Consider the following 16,856-nt stretch of genomic DNA (forward strand, 5'->3'; position numbering starts at 1 on the left):
AGGGGACGGGCTCAGGCCGCGGTAGCGACCCGGTCACCCACCTCGGCGGTACGCGTCGGCGCGCCCGGCGTGCGGGACGCGACCTCGGCCGCGACCGCCCCGGTTACTCGGCGCGCGGCGTCGTCGTGCCCGAGGTGCTCGAGCAGCAGGGCCGCGGAGAGGATGGCGGCCGCCGGGTCGGCGATGCCCTGGCCGGCGATGTCCGGCGCGGAGCCGTGCACCGGCTCGAAGGTGGACGGGTAGGCCCGCTCCGGGTTCACGGAGCCGCTGGCCGCCATGCCGATGCCGCCGGTCACCGCGGCGGCGATGTCGGTGAGGATGTCACCGAAGAGGTTGTCGGTCACCACCACGTCGTAACGCTGCGGGTTGCTCACCATGAACATGGAGGCGGCGTCGATGTGCTGGTATTCCGTGGTCACCTCAGGGAATTCCTGGGCGACCGACTGGAAGGTGCGTGACCACAGGCTGCCCGCCTTGGTCAGCACGTTCGTCTTGTGGACGAGCGTGAGGTGGCGGCGCTCGCGGCGCTGGGCCCGCGAGAAGGCGTCGCGGACGACCCGCTCGACGCCGTGCCGGGTGTTCAGGCTCTCCTCGGTGGCGATCTCGGCCGGGGTGTCCTTGTGGAGCACGCCGCCGGCGCCGACGTAGAGGCCCTCGGTGCCCTCGCGCACCACGACCATGTCGATCTCGCCCGGCTTGACCCCGGCCAGCGGGCTGGTGGTGCCCGGCCAGAGCTTGCTGGGGCGCAGGTTCACGTACTGGTCGAAGTCGAACCGCAGCTTGAGCAGCAGACCGCGCTCGAGGACGCCGGGCGGGACGCTGGGGTCGCCGATCGCGCCGAGCAGGATGGCGTCGTGGCCGGAGAGCTCGTCTTCGACCGTCTGCGGGAGGACCTCGCCGGTGCGGTTGTAGAAACGGGCGCCCAGGTCGTAGTCGGACCACTCGACGCCGGGAAGCACGGCGTCGACCACCTTGCGGGCCTGCGCGGTCACCTCGGTTCCGATGCCGTCCCCGGCCACCACCGCGATCCGCGCCACGCTCACGTCTGCTCCCTACAAGTCCGCTCCGACGTCGTGAAGACTAGCGGGGTGTCCCGGTCTCCGGTCGCATGGTCCCACTGAATGGACGTTCAGGTGGCAACCCGTGCGCCAAGAACACAACCCCCGTCGATCGCGGCAATCGATCGCGGGGGTTGTGACGACGAAAACGCGTGGCTCGCGCCCGCCGGGGGTGCTAGCCGCACGAAAGCAGCGAGAACGTCACCCGAAGACGCGCCCGGCACCGTGGTACGGCGGTACCAACGCTAGCTATGCGGACTAATAACGCGCAAGACGCATCCACCGCGTGTCGGCGCAAGGATCAACGGATGCGGCAGACGGTATGGCACCATGCGCCGGTGAGTTTCGACCTCGTGGTGTGGGCCATGGACAAGACGGATATGCCGGACGCGGTGCGGGCGGCCAACGCCCGATGCGCGCGCGGTGATCATCCGCAGCGCCCCGCCGACCCGCGCGTCGTCGCCTTCTATGACGCCCTGACCTCGGAATATCCCGATCGGGGACCGCAGTCTCAGACGTCCGGCAGCCCGTGGGCGAGCGCGCCGCTGCACGCCGCGGCCGACCACATCAAGATGCGGCTGGACGAGAACTGCGCCGACGCGGTGCTGGAGCGCATCGAGAAACTGGCCGGCGAACTGAACCTCGACCTGCTCGACCTCCAGGACGGCACGGTCTATCCCCCGCCCGTGAAGACCCGCTGATGCCTATCTGCGCTCAGAGCTGCTCTGAGCGCAGATAGGCACCGCTGCTCTATTCGCCTCTGAGGTCGACGGCGCTGGCGTGGGACGCGCCGATCGCGGCCGCCGCGGCGGAGAGGATCTCGGCGTCCATGGAGGAGTCGACGGTCAGCGTCATCAGCGCCTCGCCGCCTGCCGAGCGCCGGGCCACCTGCATCGCCGCGATGTTGACGCCGTGCTCGCCCAGCAGCGTCCCGATCGCGCCGACCACGCCCGGGCGGTCGGCGTACCGGAAGAACAGCAGGACCCCGTCGGCGCCGAGCTCGACATCGAAGCCGTCCACCGCCGTGATCCGGCGGATCTCCCGGCTGCCCGCCATGGTCACCGTGCCGGTCACGCCGACCCGTCGGCCGTCCGGCAGCGCGCCGTGGACGCTGACCTCGTTGTCGTGCTCGATCGCCTCTTCCGCGGTGGTCAGCTCGACCTCGACCCCCCGGTCGGCGGCCAGCTGGAGCGCGTTGACGTAGGTGACACGCTCCTCCACCACCGAGGCGAAGATGCCCTTGGCGGCGGCCAGCCGGAGCACCGACACGTCGTGCGAGGTGATCTCGCCGCGTACCTCGACCGTGACGCCGGCCGCGACCCCACCGGCGACCGCGGTGAACACCCGGCCCAGCTTCTCGGCCAGCGCCAGCAGCGGCCGCACGTCCTCGTCGACCACGCCGGCCGCGCGCACGTTCACCGCGTCCGGCACGAACTCGCCCTGCAGCGCCAGGGCCACGCTGCGTGCCACCGACAGCCCGGCCTTGTCCTGCGCCTCCACGGTGGACGCGCCCAGGTGGGGCGTGGCCACCACGTTGTCGAACGCGAACAGCGGCGACGAGGTGGTCGGCTCCTTCTGGTACACGTCCACGCCGGCGCCCGCCACCCGGCCCTCGGCCAGCGCGTCGGCCAGCGCCTGCTCGTCGATCAGGCCGCCCCGGGCGGCGTTGATGATGCGTACGCCCGGCTTCACCGTGGCCAGCTCCCGCTCGCCGATCAGGCCGACCGTCTCGGGCGTCCGTGGCAGGTGGACCGAGATGAAATCGCTCTCCCGGAGCAGCTCGTCCAGCCCGACCAGCCGGACGCCGAGCTGGGCCGCGCGGGCCGGCTGCACGTACGGGTCGTAGGCGATCAGCCGGGTGCCGAAGGCGGCCATCCGCTGCGCGAACAGCACCCCGATCCGGCCCAGCCCGACCACGCCGACGGTCTTGCCCTGCACCTCGACGCCGGTGTACTTGGCCCGCTTCCACTCGCCGGCCTTGAGCGCGGCGCTGGCGCTCGCGGTGTGCCGGGCGACCGACAGCAGCAGCGCGACCGCCTGTTCGGCGGCCGAGACGATGTTCGAGGTGGGCGCGTTCACCACCATGACCCCGTGGGCGGTGGCCGCCGGGACGTCCACATTGTCGAGCCCGACCCCGGCCCGGGCCACGACCTTGAGACCGGGCGCGGCGGCGAGCGCCTCGGCGTCGATCTGAGTGGCGCTGCGGACGATCACCGCGTCCGCCTCGGCCAGCGCGGCCAGCAGGGCCGGCCGGTCGGTGCCCTCCACGTGCCGTACATCGAAGCCTTGGGCCAGCACGTCGAGGGCGGCCGGGGCCAGCTCCTCGGCGATCAGTACGACCGGAGTAGTCAACGCGTCTCCATCCGTAATCGCCACCATTGCCGGATGGTACGCATGACGACGGTCACATCGATGAATCGGAGTGACCGCCGTCACATGTCAGAAACGTCGTGGCAACCTTGGATTCAGACCGGGATGCGTTCCCGCAGGATCGGCGGCGACGCCGGGAACCCGGCCGACGCCAGCCCGTCCAGCTGCCGGAACGACTGCGCCTCGGCGTCCAGCGCGTCGTAGAGCAGGTCGAGCGCGAGCGTGTCGACCGGCGGATAGGTGCGCTCGCGCGGCGGCTCCTGCCCGACCTCGAGCGCGCCCTGGGCCACCATGAAGTCGAGAATGGCCTGACGCACCGCGGGCGGGGTGATCTGCGAGTGGTAGAGCACGTTCAACGCCTGCATCCGCATGACCTGGACGTGTTCCTCGCCCTTGTTGTCGTGGAAGTGCGGGTTGCGCGTCTCGATCTGCACCACCGGGACGGAACTGGCCATCACCTCGGGGTGTGCGCTCTCGAGAAGGCCGCCGAACTGCTCGAACAGGTCGACGTACTCGTTCGGCTCGACCGCGAAACCACCGGCCAGCCGCAGCTTGAGGCCCAGCTCGAGGCTCATCGCGTGTTCGCCCGCGTTGCCGGTGGCGATCACCTCGGTGCCGAAGTTGGAGAACTCGGCCAGGAACCGGTTGAGCCACTCGTTGGTGACCTCCGAGCTGCGGCCGCGGCGGTTGAAGAAGAGCCGGCCGTCGCGCAGCTTGGGCTTCGAGTGCCACGAGATGCGGACCATCGAGTACGGCGAGCCGGCCAGGTGCAGGCCCGCCGCGTACGCCTTGCAGTACTCATGGACCGAGCCGGGCACGTAGTTGTCGGCGTCGACATAGCCGATGTACTTGCGTCCGCTCATCGCCGCCAGGGCCATGCCGACCAGCATCGCCTCGCCCTTGCCGGCCCGGACCAGACCGGTGTCGTCGATCAGCTCGTCCATGCCGGCCGCCTTGAACGCGGCGGCCACGCCCGGATCGCGCTGATGCACGGTGATCGCCGACCGGCCGGCCAGCCGGCAGAACTGCTCGACCGTCTGCGCCTCGATCTCGTAGCGGTCGACCGGGCCGCGATCGCTGTTCGAGACGAGCACGATCAGGCAGTCGTGCGGGATCCCGGAGAGCACCCCCTCGATGACGCTCCGAGTCTCGTTCATGCAGGGCACGACGATCACCAATTGGGTCTCGACGGCCCGGAGAGCATCCGGTCCGACGACGCGAGAACCCGCCGAGATGCCAGGCCGACCGGCATCGGCCAGGGCGCCCGAGTCGAGCTCGATCACCCGTTGCAGCTCATGAATCCGGACCGCGCCGAAGCGCTCACTCCGGAAAGAATCAGCCAGTCGCATGTTGGCGAGGCTAACCGACGAAACCCACTCCGAAGCGCCTGTTCAGTCCACAATTTGGCAACAGCGCTGAACAGGTAAGCAGGACGTAACGCCCACGTTTCAGGTAATCGTCCGGTGACGCAAAGCGCCCGGTCGAACCGGTTCTCAGACCGTCGGCCGGGCGCTTTGTCGCGACTGGGTTCAGGCGGTTTCGCTGATCGGACGGTCGACCCACGACATCATGTCGCGGAGCTTCTTCCCGGTCACCTCGATCGGGTGCTCGGCGCCTTCCTTGCGGAACTGCTGCAGACGCGTGCCACCGGCCTCGTCGTCGGCGATCAGCGCCTTGGTGAACTCACCGGACTGGATCTCGGCGAGGATCTTCTTCATCTCCTGCTTGACGCCGGCGTTGATCACCCGCGGGCCGCTGACGTAGTCACCGAACTCGGCGGTGTCCGAGATGCTGTAGCGCATCCGGGAGATGCCGCCCTCGTACATCAGGTCGACGATCAGCTTGAGCTCGTGCAGGCACTCGAAGTACGCGATCTCCGGGGCGTAACCGGCCTCGGTCAGCACCTCGAAACCGGTCTGCACCAGCGCGGTCGTGCCACCGCAGAGCACCGCCTGCTCGCCGAACAGGTCGGTCTCCGTCTCCTCCTTGAAGGTGGTACGGATCACGCCGGCCCGGGCGCCGCCGATCGCCTTGGCGTACGACAGCGCGAGCGCGAGGCCCTCACCGGTCGGGTCCTGCTCGACCGCGACCAGGCACGGGACGCCCTTGCCGTCCACGTACTGCCGGCGCACCAGGTGACCCGGGCCCTTGGGGGCGACCATGGCCACGGTCACGTCGGCCGGGGGCTTGATCAGCTCGAACCGGATGTTCAGGCCGTGCCCGAAGAACAGCGCCTTGCCGGCCGACAGGTTCGGCGCGATCGACTCGGCGTAGATCTTGCGCTGCGCGGTGTCCGGCGCGAGCACCATGATCACGTCGGCCCACGCCGACGCCTCGGCCGGCGTCTTCACGGTCAGGCCCTGCTCCTCGGCCTTGGCCCGGCTCTTCGAGCCCTCCTTGAGGCCGACCACGACGTCGACACCCGAGTCGCGCAGCGACAGCGAGTGCGCGTGGCCCTGGCTGCCGTACCCGATCACCGCGACCTTGCGGCCCTGGATGATCGACAGGTCGGCGTCGTCGTCGTAGAAAACTTCCGCGGTCATGCTTTTCCTTCTGGACTAGGCGGCGCGAAGCGCCGGGCCGGTGGTGATGGAGCGGGAGCCTCGGCCGATCGCGACCAGGCCGGACTGGACCATCTCCTTGATGCCGTACGGCTCGAGGTCGCGCAGCAACGCGTCAAGCTTGTCGGGGTTCCCGGTGGCCTCGATCGTGAGGGTGTCCGGAGCGACGTCGATCACTTTCGCGCGGAAGAGCTCGACGGTCTCCAGCACCTGGGCCCGTTGCACGCGATCGGCGCGCACCTTGACCAGCAGGAGCTCACGCTGGACCGACTGATGCGGGTCCAGCTCCACGATCTTCAGGACGTTCACCAGCTTGTTGAGCTGCTTGGTCACCTGCTCCAACGGTGAGGAGTCGGCGTTGACCACGATCGTGATGCGGCTGACGTCCGGGTTCTCCGTCTCGCCGACCGCCAGGGAGTCGATGTTGAAGCTGCGCCGCGAGAACAGCCCGCTGACCCGGGCCAGCACACCAGGTTTGTTCTCGACGAGCACCGACAGCGTGTGCTTGGTCATCAGAGGTCGTCCTCCTCGAACGCCGGGCGCACGTCCCGGGCGAACATGATCTCGTCGTTGCTGGTGCCGGCGGCGACCATCGGCCACACCATCGCGTCCTTGCCGACCGTGAAGTCGATGACCACCGGGGCGTCGTTGATCTCCATCGCCGCCTTGATGGTCTTGTCCACGTCGTCCTTGGACTCGCAGCGCAGCCCGATGCAGCCCAGCGCCTCGGCCAGCTTCACGAAGTCGGGGATGCGGTGCTTGTGGGTGCCCAGCTCGGTGTTGGAGTAGCGGCCCTCGTAGAACAGGGTCTGCCACTGCCGGACCATGCCCAGGTTGCCGTTGTTGATGATGGCGATCTTGACCGGGATGCCCTCCAGCGCGCAGGTGGCGAGCTCCTGGTTGGTCATCTGGAAGCAGCCGTCGCCGTCGATCGCCCAGACCTCGGTGTCGGGCCGGCCGACCTTGGCGCCCATCGCCGCGGGCACGGCGTAGCCCATGGTTCCGGCGCCGCCGGAGTTGAGCCAGGTGCCCGGCTTCTCGAACGAGATGAACTGCGACGCCCACATCTGGTGCTGCCCGACGCCCGAGGTGTAGATCGCGTCCGGGCCGACCAGCTTGCCGATCCGGTCGATCACGTACTGCGGGGAGAGCGTGCCGTCGGTCGGCTCCTCGTACCCCAGGGGGTAGCGCTCCTGCAGGTCGTGCAGCGTCTTCCACCAGGTCGGGTAGGAGCCCGAGCCGCCGGCGCTGCCGGTGACCGCGGCGATCAGCTCGTCGATCACGTGCCGGGCGTCGCCCACGATCGGGACGTCGGCGTGCCGGTTCTTGCCGATCTCGGCCGGGTCGATGTCGGCGTGCACCACCTTGGCGTCCGGCGCGAACGAGTCGAGCTTGCCGGTCACCCGGTCGTCGAAGCGGGCGCCCAGCACGACCAGCAGGTCGGACTTCTGCAGGGCGTACACCGCCGGAACCGTGCCGTGCATGCCGGGCATGCCCAGGTGTTGCGGGTGCGAGTCGGGGAACGAGCCCAGCGCCATCAGCGTGGTCACCACCGGCATGCCGGTCAGCTCGGCCAGCTTGCGCAGCCCCTCGGTGGCGCCGGCCTTGATCACGCCGCCGCCGACGTACAACACCGGCCGCTTGGCCCCGGCGATCAGCCGGGCCGCCTCGCGGATCTGCTTGCCGTGCGGGTGCAGCGTCGGCCGGTAACCGGGCAGGTCGAGCGTGGGCGGCCAGGAGAACGTGGTCGGCGCCTGCTGCACGTCCTTGGGGATGTCGACCAGGACCGGGCCGGGCCGGCCGGTGGCCGCCAGGTGGAACGCCTCGGCGATGATCCGCGGGATCTCGTCCGGCGACTGGATCAGGAAGTTGTGCTTGGTGATCGGCAGGGTGATGCCCTGGATGTCGGCCTCCTGGAAGGCGTCCGTGCCGATCGCCGGGCGGGAGACCTGGCCGGTGATCGCGACGATCGGGACCGAGTCCATGTACGCGTCGGCGATCGGCGTCACCAGGTTGGTCGCGCCCGGGCCGGAGGTGGCGATGCAGACGCCGACCCGGCCGGTGGCCTGCGCGTACCCGGTGGCCGCGTGCCCCGCGCCCTGCTCGTGCCGGACCAGGATGTGCCGGACCTTCGAGTCGAAGAGCGGGTCGTACGCGGGAAGGATCGTGCCGCCCGGGATGCCGAAGGCCACCTCGACGCCGAGGGCCTCCAGCGACCGGACGAGCGAGCCGGCGCCGGTGGTCGCAACCGGGCCGGTCGCTACCCCGCTGTGACTCGCCGCGGCGGCGGCCACGGTCGCGGGGCTGGGTCGGTGGGCCATGGTCTCGGGAGTGGGTGGTCTCGTCATCGCACAGGCCTTCGATTCGACGTAGGTGATCTAGTTCCGAGCAACAAAAAAGGCCCTGTGCAGGAACTGCACGGGACCTAGCGCACTGACTACCTCAACTGGCGAGTCAGCGCGCTCAACTAAGTACTCGGATGGACCGGCACATGTGGCTAACCCTGCCCCATCTCACGCGATGAGTCAACTGATCCCACATTCTGATCACCCTCCTGGGGAGGGGCGTCCTGATCGGCCGGGAGAAGGGCTCTGAGCTGCCGCATTCCCGGCCCGAGCATGATCACCTGGCTGCGTGCGGTGGCGCCCGGCGGTGGCGCAGGGCGGGGTGCGGGGGCCGGTTTCGGCGCTATCGGCGTACGCAGATTGAGCAGTTGGGCCTCGAGGTGTTCGGCCGGCACACCCCAGCCGAACAGCGAGCCCTGACCCAGCCGGCAGCCGGCCTCCTCGACCAGCACCCGCTGGGCCGGCGTCTGGATGCCCTCGGCGAGCACCTCCAGGCCGAGCCGGTGCCCGAGCCGCACCACCACGTCGACCAGCGGCGCGGCCGTCCCGGTGCGCGACTCGGGCTCGTTCACCAGCCGCTGGTCGATCTTCAGGATGTCCACCGGCAGGGTGCGCAGCTGGCCCAGCGACGAATAGCCGGCGCCGAAGTCGTCCAGCGCGATCCGCACGCCGGTGGCCCGCAGCTCGCCCAGCCGCCGGACCAGCTCGTCCAGGTCGGTGGCGACCGCGTGCTCGGTCACCTCGAGCACCAGCCGCTGGGCCGGCACGTTCAGCTCGCTCAGCGCGTCGGCCACCTGGCCCGGGTAGTCGGCCGCGTGCAGCTCCTTGGGCGACAGGTTGACCGAGACCCAGACGTCATGCCCCTTGGCCAGCCACTCGGACAGCTGCCGGCAGGCCTGCCGCAGCACCCAGAGGCCGATCCGGTTGATCAGGCCGGACTCCTCGGCCACCGGGATGAACTCGTCCGGGCGGACGTTGCCGAGCGTCGGGTGGTGCCAGCGCAGCAGGGCCTCGGCGCCCACCGGGCGCATCGACGGCAGCGCCACCACCGGCTGGAAGACCAGCCGGAGCTGGTCCCGGTCGATGGCGTGGCGCAGCTCGTTCTCCAGGGTGCTGCGGCGGCGGAGCAGCTCGTCGTACCGGACCTCGTACCGCTCGACCCGGTTCTTGCCCCGCTGCTTGGCGTAGCGCAGCGCCAGGTCGGCGTCGCGCATCAGCTCATTGGTGTCGTCCGGCGCCGGGTGTCCCGCCACGCCCACGCTCGCCGACAGGAAGACCGAGCCGCCGTCCACCTCGTACGGCTCGCCGAGCACCGCGAGCAGCCGCTTGGCCGCGAGCATGGCCTCGTCCGGGGTGGCATGCATGAGCACCGCGAACTCGTCGCCGCCCAGCCGCGCCGGCACGTCCCCGGCCAGCAGGTTGCGCCGCAGCCGCTCGCCCACCTCGACCAGCACCGCGTCGCCGACGTCGTGGCCGCGCATGTCGTTGACGTTCTTGAAGCCGTCCAGGTCGATGCCGACCAGGAACTTGACGCGACCGTCCGGGTGGGGCTCGCGCAGCGCCCGGACCAGGCCCCGGCGGTTGGCCAGCCCGGTCAGCGGGTCGGTGTGCGCCAGCTCGCGGTAGTGCTCCTCGCTCTCGCTGAGCCGCAGCGTCCAGCGCCGGACGTCGGTGAGCGCGAGGTATTGCCGGGTGACCAGCAGCAGGATCATCACGCTGGCCGAGGTGAGGCCGGCCAGATCGATCGAGCCGCCCCGGGCCACGTGGTAGAAGCAGGCCGCCACGGTGGCCACGACCGGCACGAAGGCGAACGCGGTGCCGCGCTGGGTCACGTCGCCGACCACGTGCACCGGGCGGTTGACCAGGAGCACCGCCCGGGCCACGACGACCAGGCCGGCCGGGAGCAGCAGGGCGCCGGTCAGCATCGGGACGGTCGAGTGGCCGCAGATGCCGCTGGACAGCAGGAGCGCGGCCACCGCCACCAGGCTGACCCCGATCGAGACGCGCACCGTGCCCACCCGGGGCCGGTACGCGTGCAACGCCAGGACCGCGGTCAGCCCGACGGCCAGCGCGGCCACCGCCGCCGGCAGGAGCAGCGCCAGGCAGGCGGTCGGGGTGTGCGCGCCGAGCAGGTTCGTCGGGTGGGCCAGCAGGACCCAGCCGACGAACCACAGCGCGGCCGCGGCGATGCCGGCGTCGGCCAGGTTGCGCAGCAGGGTGCCCCGGCGCTGGGCCGAGCCCGGCAGCAGCAGGGTGCCGGCCAGCAGGGTGATCGTGCCGAGGGCCATCGCGACGGCGATCGCGGAGGCGAGCGCCACCCGGTTGCCCTGCGCCTGGTCGTGCGGGGAGCTGATCGCGGTCAGCAGGCCGGCCAGCGCGGCCGCCGAGACGATCGTCCCGCCGGCGGCCAGCACCTGGTGGGCGCGCCGGGCCCCGCCGGTGTGCTTGCGCCCGGACCGTGCCAGCAGGGCGACGGCCGGGACCGCGACCAACAGGCCCGCCAGCCCGGCCAGCTCCACGCCGGACGGTGAGTGCACGGGAACACTGTGCCGGATCTTCGACCGTTTGGGGAGTGTGACGTTTTTGCGAACGGCGTCCCGTGCTGTGGACCACAGCTCCGTCCCCGGGCCGCCGGTGGCAGACTGTAGGAATGCCTGAACTGCGCTCCCGGACCTCGACCCACGGTCGGACGATGGCCGGCGCGCGCGCCCTGTGGCGCGCCACCGGCATGACCGACGACGATTTCGGCAAGCCGATCGTGGCCATTGCCAACAGCTTCACCCAGTTCGTACCGGGGCATGTCCACCTCAAGGACCTCGGCGGCCTGGTCGCCGACTCGATCGCCGAGGCGGGCGGGGTCGGGCGCGAGTTCAACACCATCGCCGTCGACGACGGCATCGCGATGGGCCACGGCGGCATGCTCTATTCGCTGCCCAGCCGTGAGCTGATCGCCGACGCGGTGGAATACATGGTCAACGCGCATTGCGCCGACGCCCTGGTCTGCATCTCGAACTGCGACAAGATCACCCCCGGCATGCTGATCGCGGCCCTGCGGCTCAACATCCCCACGGTCTTCGTCTCCGGCGGCCCGATGGAGGCCGGCAAGACGGTGGCCATCGAGGGCGTCGTGCACGAGAAACTCGACCTGGTCGACGCGATGAGCGCCAGCGCCAACGAGAACGTGACCGACGCCCAGCTCGACACCATCGAGCGCTCGGCCTGCCCGACCTGCGGTTCCTGCTCCGGCATGTTCACCGCCAACTCGATGAACTGCCTCACCGAGGCGATCGGCCTGGCCCTGCCCGGCAACGGGTCGACGCTGGCCACGCATGCCGCCCGCAAGGCGCTGTTCGAGAAGGCCGGCGCGCTGATCGTCGACATCGCCAAGCAGTACTACGAGAACGACGACGAGTCGGTGCTGCCCCGGGCCATCGCCTCCCGCGAGGCGTTCGAGAACGCGGTTGCCCTCGACGTGGCCATGGGCGGCTCCACCAACACGGTGCTCCACCTGCTGGCCGCCGCCCGCGAGGCCGAACTCGACTTCCAGGTGTCGGACATCGACGAGATCTCCCGCCGGGTGCCGTGTTTGTCCAAGGTCGCGCCGAACAGCCCGAAGTACCACATGGAGGACGTGCACCGGGCCGGCGGCATCCCCGCGCTGCTCGGCGAACTGAACCGCGGCGGGGCACTACGCACCAATGTGCGCTCCGTGCACTCCCCCGACCTCTCGTCGTGGCTCGACGCGTGGGACATCCGCAGCGGCCACGCCTCCGACGAGGCGCTCGAACTCTTCCACGCGGCCCCCGGCGGCGTCCGCACCACCCAGCCCTTCTCCACCGAGAACCGCTGGGCCACCCTCGACACCGACGCGGTCGAGGGCTGCATCCGCTCGGTCGACCACGCCTACACCGCCGACGGCGGCCTCGCCATCCTCTTCGGCAACCTGGCCCCCGAGGGCTGCGTGGTGAAGACCGCCGGCGTCGCCGAGGAACTGTGGAAGTTCACCGGCCCCGCCCGCGTCTACGAAAGCCAGGACGACGCCGTCGCCGGCATCCTCGGCAAGCAGGTCGTCGAGGGCGACGTGGTGGTCATCCGCTACGAGGGCCCGCGCGGCGGCCCCGGCATGCAGGAAATGCTCTACCCCACCTCGTTCCTGAAGGGCCGCGGCCTCGGCAAGGCCTGCGCGTTGATCACCGACGGCCGCTTCTCCGGCGGCACGTCCGGCCTGTCGATCGGCCACGTCTCCCCCGAGGCGGCGTCCGGCGGGCTGATCGCCCTGGTCGAAACCGGCGACGAGATCACCATCGACATCCCCGGCCGCAACATCACCCTGAACGTCTCCGACGAAGACCTGGCGGCGCGGCGGACGGCACAGGAGTCGCGGCCGCGGCCGTTCTCGCCGGTCGACCGGCAGCGGCCGGTGTCGGCGGCCCTGCGCGCCTACGCGTCGATGGCGACCAGCGCCAGCGACGGGGCCTACCGCAAGGTTCCTGAGTAAGTCGTCGTCGTCTCTGGTCCGGACCCGGGTTGTCGCTCTTGGCGGCCCGGGCCCGGCTTTTTCTGGCTACGCGCCTGGGGTGGCTGCTTCGAGATGGCGGGTTGCCGCGGGGGCAGTTCGCAGTTTCCTGTGATTCCGGCCTGTGGGATGCGGGTCATGCTGGTGGCGGGGAGTGTGGCCGTCAGCTCGGCGCTGCGGCCGTTGGTGGCCAGGTGGGTCAGCTCGTTGTGGTGCAGCAGGTGTCGGTGCAGCCGGGCGCGCATCCGCATCCGTCGGCTTCGCCATCGGTGGCAGGCGGGGCGCAGTCGTCGCATTGTTCGCCGCGCCATGCCTCGATGCCTTCGCGGACGGCGACGGCGGCGATGATCAGCGCGGCGATCGGGTCTGCCCACCACCAGCCGAGGGTGGCGTTGAGGAGCAGCCCGGCCAGCACGATCACCGAGAGGTAGGTGCACAGCATGGTCTGCATGGAGTCGGCGACCACGGTGGCCGACCCGAGTTCGCGGCCGGTGCGCCGCTTGACCCAGATCAGCAGTGGCATGACCACGACGGAGGCAGCGGCGATGCCGATGCCGACCGGTGACGTCTCGGCCCGCTCAGCGCTGAGCAGTGAGCGCGCGGCGTCGACGGTGACCCAGGCGGCCAGGGCGAAGAACGACACGGCGATCAGCCGCAGCGCCAGCCGCTCGCGGTTCTCGGGTACCCGGGAGCGGAACTGCCAGATCACGACCAGTGCGCTAGACACTTCGACGAAGGAGTCCAGGCCGAAGCCGAGCAGTGCGACCGACGACGCGGCCGCGCCGGCGGTCACGGCGATGACGCCTTCGAGCATGTTGTAGCCGGCGGTCGTGTAGGCGAGGTGCAGGCTGCGCCGGTTGAGCTGGGCCCGCCGTGCTGGGGTCGGCGCTGTGCGGGTCGGGGCGCTCACCGGGTCACCGCGGTGGTGTCGGTGCCGTAGGCCGGGCACAGGGCGACAGCGGCGCCGGTCGCGGTGAGCACGCCCTCGGCCGCAGCGAGCAGGTCCATCAGTTCCGGGCGGGTCAGCGCGTAGAACGACTGGCGGCCTTCGGTGCGGTAGTCGACCAGGCCACAGTCACGCAGGCAGGCCAGGTGCTTGGAGACGGTGGACTGTGCCAGCCCCAGCTCGCCGGTCAGGTCGACCACCCGGGCCTCACCGGCGGCGAGACGGGCTACGATCCGCAGCCTGGTCTCGTCGGCCAGCGAGCGGAACAGCGCGACTGCCGGCGTCATCCCGGCCGCGGCCGCCGCGGTCACGCACCCATCCTGATTCATCGCCATGAAGCGATGTTAGCCCGATCAGGCGATTATTCAAGTCGGTCGAGGGTCGATGACCGTTGCCCTCGGTGTTCCACTTCCTTGGAAGTGGAACGGGCGCGGTGTCGCCGTCCTGGGGCAGTCGGCTTGCCCGGTGGGGCCGGTACCGTGGTTGCCGTGACAGGCGAGCCGACGGTTGTCGCCGGGCGGGTGGCCCGGTGGGTGCTGCTGGCGTGCACGTTGTTCGGCCTGGCGGCGATGCACACTCTCGGCCACGCCGGGATGCGCATGCACGAGCACGCCAGTCACGGCCCGGCCACGCTGACGGTGGCACCGGCCGTGATGATGGGCGATACGGCTCTGGCCGCGGCGGCGGCCGGCGCGGTCGACGACTGCCCTGGTTGCCCGCATGCGGCCGGTTCTGCCGGCGGTCACGGCGGTATGGGCGGCTGGGGCGTCTGCCTGGCGGTGCTGTCCGGCCTGGCGATGCTGGTGCTGTTGGCCGTGCTGCTGCTGGCCCGCTCGCGCGCCGGCGGCGCGCGTGTCCGCTCGTCCGGATCTCGGCTTCGGGTACCGCGCGGCCCGCCTCCGCGCCGTGCCGGTCTGACGCTCGCCGCGGTGTCGGTGCTGCGCATCTAGAACCGCGTGGCGCGCACGGCCGGCTCCGTTCCGGGGCTGGGGTGTGGCGCCGAGGTTTGCCCGCGCACGTTCACCGATACCGAAAGGCTTCTTTGTTGTGTTGATACGTTTTTCTGCGCTGCGCTGCGCCCTGATTGGCGGCGCGGCGGTGTCCGCCGCCCTGGTGTTGTCGGCCTGCGGCGGCACCGACTCGTCCAGCTCCGGGATGGATCACGGGTCGGGTATGGCCACCACCGAACCGGCCGCGTCGGCCAGCGCGGACACGGTGTTCAACGACGCCGACGTGATGTTCGCCCAGATGATGATCGAGCACCACCGGCAGGCCATCGAGATGGCGTCGCTGGCCGACACCCGCGCCGCCAGCACCGACGTCAAGGCCCTCGCTACGAAGATCAAACAGGCGCAGCAGCCTGAGATCGACACCATGACCGGGTGGCTGACCGCGTGGGACAAGCCGGCTCCCATGCCGAGCATGAGTGGCGGCATGGACATGGGCAGCATGAGCCACGGCCCGATGCCGGGCGCGATGACGGACGCCGACATGAGCAAGCTCATGGATGCCAAGGGCGCCGCGTTCGACAAGCAGTTCCTGACCATGATGATCGCCCACCATCAGGGCGCGGTCACGATGGCCAAGCAGGAGTCCACGCAGGGCAGCAGCCCGGACGCCAAGGCCCTGGCCGACAAGATCGTCACCGATCAGCAGGCGGAGATCACCCAGATGCAGGACTTGCTGAAGAAGGTGTAGGAACGCGACGCGGCGGCCGCACCCCCGCTCGGGGTGCGGCCGCCGCCGCGTACCAGGTGCCGGTCAGTGGGCGTGGTGGTACTGGTGCACCACGGCGTGGCCCTTGCCCCGGCTGATCATCCACCGGTTCACCGGGGTGGTCAGCAGGAACGCCACGACCAGTGAACCCGCCAGCGACGCCCAGAACAACACGCTGGTCAGTCCCGCGTTCATCGCACCGGGCACCGCGACGATGACCGCGTTGTCCAGCAGTTCCATCACCGCGATCGACACGGTATCGGCGGCCAGGGCGACCGTCAGCGCGATGCGGAAACTGACGCCGGCGCGCAGCACACCGCGCATGGTCAGGCCGTAGCCGAAGACGAACGCCAGGGCGATCGACAGCACGACCGTGGCGGCGTTGTGCAGCCCCAGCGCGGTACCGATGACCATGCCGAGCACCTCGCCGATCGCGCAGCCGGTGAGGCAGTGCAGCGTCGCCTGCGCGGCGGCGGCCCAGGTGGTCGATGACGCGGTGGTCGGATGGTGGTGTGCGTGGTCCATGACGGCCTCCTTCTCGCCACCGAACATACCCCCCTAGGGTATATAAGGGAAGGGTGTCGGAGGCCACGGCGCCGCCCGGCTAGGCCGCGGTGCCGGCAGGCGTCCGCGCTCCGGTCGCCCACGCGGTGGTACCGCGTGGTTTGTAGATCGACAGCACCAGCGCGACGAGCAGCAGCACGATCGCGCCGGCGGCATGGACCACCGGTGACGGGTTACGCAGCTGGGCCGCCCCGGCGGCCGGGTCGCGGGCGGTGTCGGCGAGCACCGCAAGGGTCTGCGTGTACAGCAGCAGGATGCCGGTGGCGAACACGTTCATCCCCAGCTTGATCAGCACCCAGTAGTGCCGCAGCAGCCCCCAGTGCGTGCCGAGCGACTGCACCAGTCCGGTGGCCAGGCTCGCGACGCTGAACGGGATCAGTGTCCACCAGCCCAACGGCTCCAACAGCAGGTACGCGCCTCGGACCACTTGCACGTCGGAGGCAGCCAGCCCGAGCACGCCCACCGCCAACGACACGGCGACCGCGCCGAGCCATCCCACCGACGCCCCCACGTGCAGCACCAACGCGAACCGACGCGCCGCAGGGCCGATCACCTCGACCTCACCGCGTCGGCTGCCGGCGTCGGCAGCGCGTGATGCCCGTGCCGCCCCGGCCCGTGCCCGGCCAGCAGCATCACCGCCACCAGCGCGACCAGCACCAGCCCTGCGATGACGAAACCCTTCACCCACCGTGGCACCACGGCCTCCTTCACATCGGAACAACGCTCACCCACTTTTGCAATACACAATGTCTTGTTACAAGACACGATGTCTATAGCCAG

At 70.3% G+C, this 16,856-nt stretch carries 16 protein-coding genes; 4 read left to right on the top strand and 12 right to left on the bottom strand.

Features of this window, described 5'->3' with window-relative positions:
• Positions 1-11: 11 nt before the first annotated feature.
• Positions 12-1,043, bottom strand: a complete 1,032-nt coding sequence (locus AB0M54_RS00230; RefSeq protein ID WP_364468278.1) for a 3-isopropylmalate dehydrogenase — start codon at positions 1,041-1,043, stop codon at positions 12-14.
• A gap of 353 nt (positions 1,044-1,396) precedes the next feature.
• Here AB0M54_RS00230 and AB0M54_RS00235 point away from each other — a divergent pair, with 353 nt between their 5' ends.
• Complete coding sequence (locus tag AB0M54_RS00235; RefSeq protein WP_364315137.1) at positions 1,397-1,759, top strand: hypothetical protein; 363 nt, start codon at positions 1,397-1,399, stop codon at positions 1,757-1,759.
• Between the two features lie 49 nt (positions 1,760-1,808).
• Here AB0M54_RS00235 and serA read toward each other — a convergent pair whose 3' ends face one another.
• From serA to AB0M54_RS00265, 6 genes are all read right to left on the bottom strand, one after another.
• Positions 1,809-3,410 (bottom strand): phosphoglycerate dehydrogenase, encoded by a 1,602-nt coding sequence (gene serA / locus AB0M54_RS00240; protein WP_364315134.1) that lies wholly within the window; start codon positions 3,408-3,410, stop codon positions 1,809-1,811.
• A gap of 113 nt (positions 3,411-3,523) precedes the next feature.
• A complete protein-coding gene (gene mpgS, locus AB0M54_RS00245) occupies positions 3,524-4,777 on the bottom strand; it encodes a mannosyl-3-phosphoglycerate synthase (RefSeq protein ID WP_364315131.1) in 1,254 nt (417 codons plus the stop codon).
• 180 nt (positions 4,778-4,957) lie between these two features.
• Positions 4,958-5,971, bottom strand: coding sequence for a ketol-acid reductoisomerase (gene ilvC / locus AB0M54_RS00250; RefSeq protein ID WP_364315128.1), 1,014 nt, complete (start codon positions 5,969-5,971; stop codon positions 4,958-4,960).
• A 15-nt stretch (positions 5,972-5,986) separates the two neighbouring features.
• The gene (ilvN, locus tag AB0M54_RS00255) at positions 5,987-6,502 is read right to left on the bottom strand and encodes an acetolactate synthase small subunit (protein WP_364315126.1); all 516 of its coding nucleotides are present in this window, start codon (positions 6,500-6,502) and stop codon (positions 5,987-5,989) included.
• Positions 6,502-8,337 (bottom strand): acetolactate synthase large subunit, encoded by a 1,836-nt coding sequence (locus tag AB0M54_RS00260; protein ID WP_364468280.1) that lies wholly within the window; start codon positions 8,335-8,337, stop codon positions 6,502-6,504. The genes ilvN and AB0M54_RS00260 overlap by 1 nt, the downstream gene beginning before the upstream one ends.
• Positions 8,338-8,486: 149 nt before the next feature.
• Positions 8,487-10,871: a bifunctional diguanylate cyclase/phosphodiesterase gene (locus AB0M54_RS00265; RefSeq protein ID WP_364468282.1), complete on the bottom strand. Its 2,385-nt coding sequence runs from the start codon at positions 10,869-10,871 to the stop codon at positions 8,487-8,489.
• Between the two features lie 113 nt (positions 10,872-10,984).
• Between AB0M54_RS00265 and ilvD the strand changes: the two genes are divergently transcribed.
• Complete coding sequence (gene ilvD / locus AB0M54_RS00270; protein ID WP_364315118.1) at positions 10,985-12,832, top strand: dihydroxy-acid dehydratase; 1,848 nt, start codon at positions 10,985-10,987, stop codon at positions 12,830-12,832.
• Between the two features lie 217 nt (positions 12,833-13,049).
• Here the strand turns inward: ilvD and AB0M54_RS00275 are convergent, their stop codons facing one another.
• Entirely contained in the window at positions 13,050-13,760 is a 711-nt protein-coding gene (locus tag AB0M54_RS00275) for a cation transporter (RefSeq protein ID WP_364315115.1), read from the bottom strand.
• Positions 13,757-14,131: a metalloregulator ArsR/SmtB family transcription factor gene (locus AB0M54_RS00280; RefSeq protein ID WP_364315112.1), complete on the bottom strand. Its 375-nt coding sequence runs from the start codon at positions 14,129-14,131 to the stop codon at positions 13,757-13,759. The genes AB0M54_RS00275 and AB0M54_RS00280 overlap by 4 nt, the downstream gene beginning before the upstream one ends.
• A gap of 153 nt (positions 14,132-14,284) precedes the next feature.
• Between AB0M54_RS00280 and AB0M54_RS00285 the strand changes: the two genes are divergently transcribed.
• Both AB0M54_RS00285 and AB0M54_RS00290 read left to right on the top strand, forming a co-directional pair.
• On the top strand, positions 14,285-14,746 hold the full coding sequence (locus AB0M54_RS00285; protein WP_364315109.1) for a hypothetical protein: 462 nt from the start codon (positions 14,285-14,287) through the stop codon (positions 14,744-14,746).
• Between the two features lie 43 nt (positions 14,747-14,789).
• Positions 14,790-15,494, top strand: a complete 705-nt coding sequence (locus tag AB0M54_RS00290; RefSeq protein WP_364315106.1) for a DUF305 domain-containing protein — start codon at positions 14,790-14,792, stop codon at positions 15,492-15,494.
• Between the two features lie 63 nt (positions 15,495-15,557).
• Here the strand turns inward: AB0M54_RS00290 and AB0M54_RS00295 are convergent, their stop codons facing one another.
• From AB0M54_RS00295 to AB0M54_RS00305, 3 genes are all read right to left on the bottom strand, one after another.
• Positions 15,558-16,037 (bottom strand): DUF4396 domain-containing protein, encoded by a 480-nt coding sequence (locus AB0M54_RS00295; protein ID WP_364315103.1) that lies wholly within the window; start codon positions 16,035-16,037, stop codon positions 15,558-15,560.
• Between the two features lie 79 nt (positions 16,038-16,116).
• On the bottom strand, positions 16,117-16,629 hold the full coding sequence (locus AB0M54_RS00300; RefSeq protein WP_364468284.1) for a DUF2269 domain-containing protein: 513 nt from the start codon (positions 16,627-16,629) through the stop codon (positions 16,117-16,119).
• Positions 16,626-16,772, bottom strand: coding sequence for a hypothetical protein (locus AB0M54_RS00305; protein ID WP_364315098.1), 147 nt, complete (start codon positions 16,770-16,772; stop codon positions 16,626-16,628). The genes AB0M54_RS00300 and AB0M54_RS00305 overlap by 4 nt, the downstream gene beginning before the upstream one ends.
• Positions 16,773-16,856: the final 84 nt, after the last annotated feature.

Source organism: Actinoplanes sp. NPDC051470 (genome assembly GCF_040682035.1).
Lineage (GTDB): Bacteria > Actinomycetota > Actinomycetes > Mycobacteriales > Micromonosporaceae > Actinoplanes.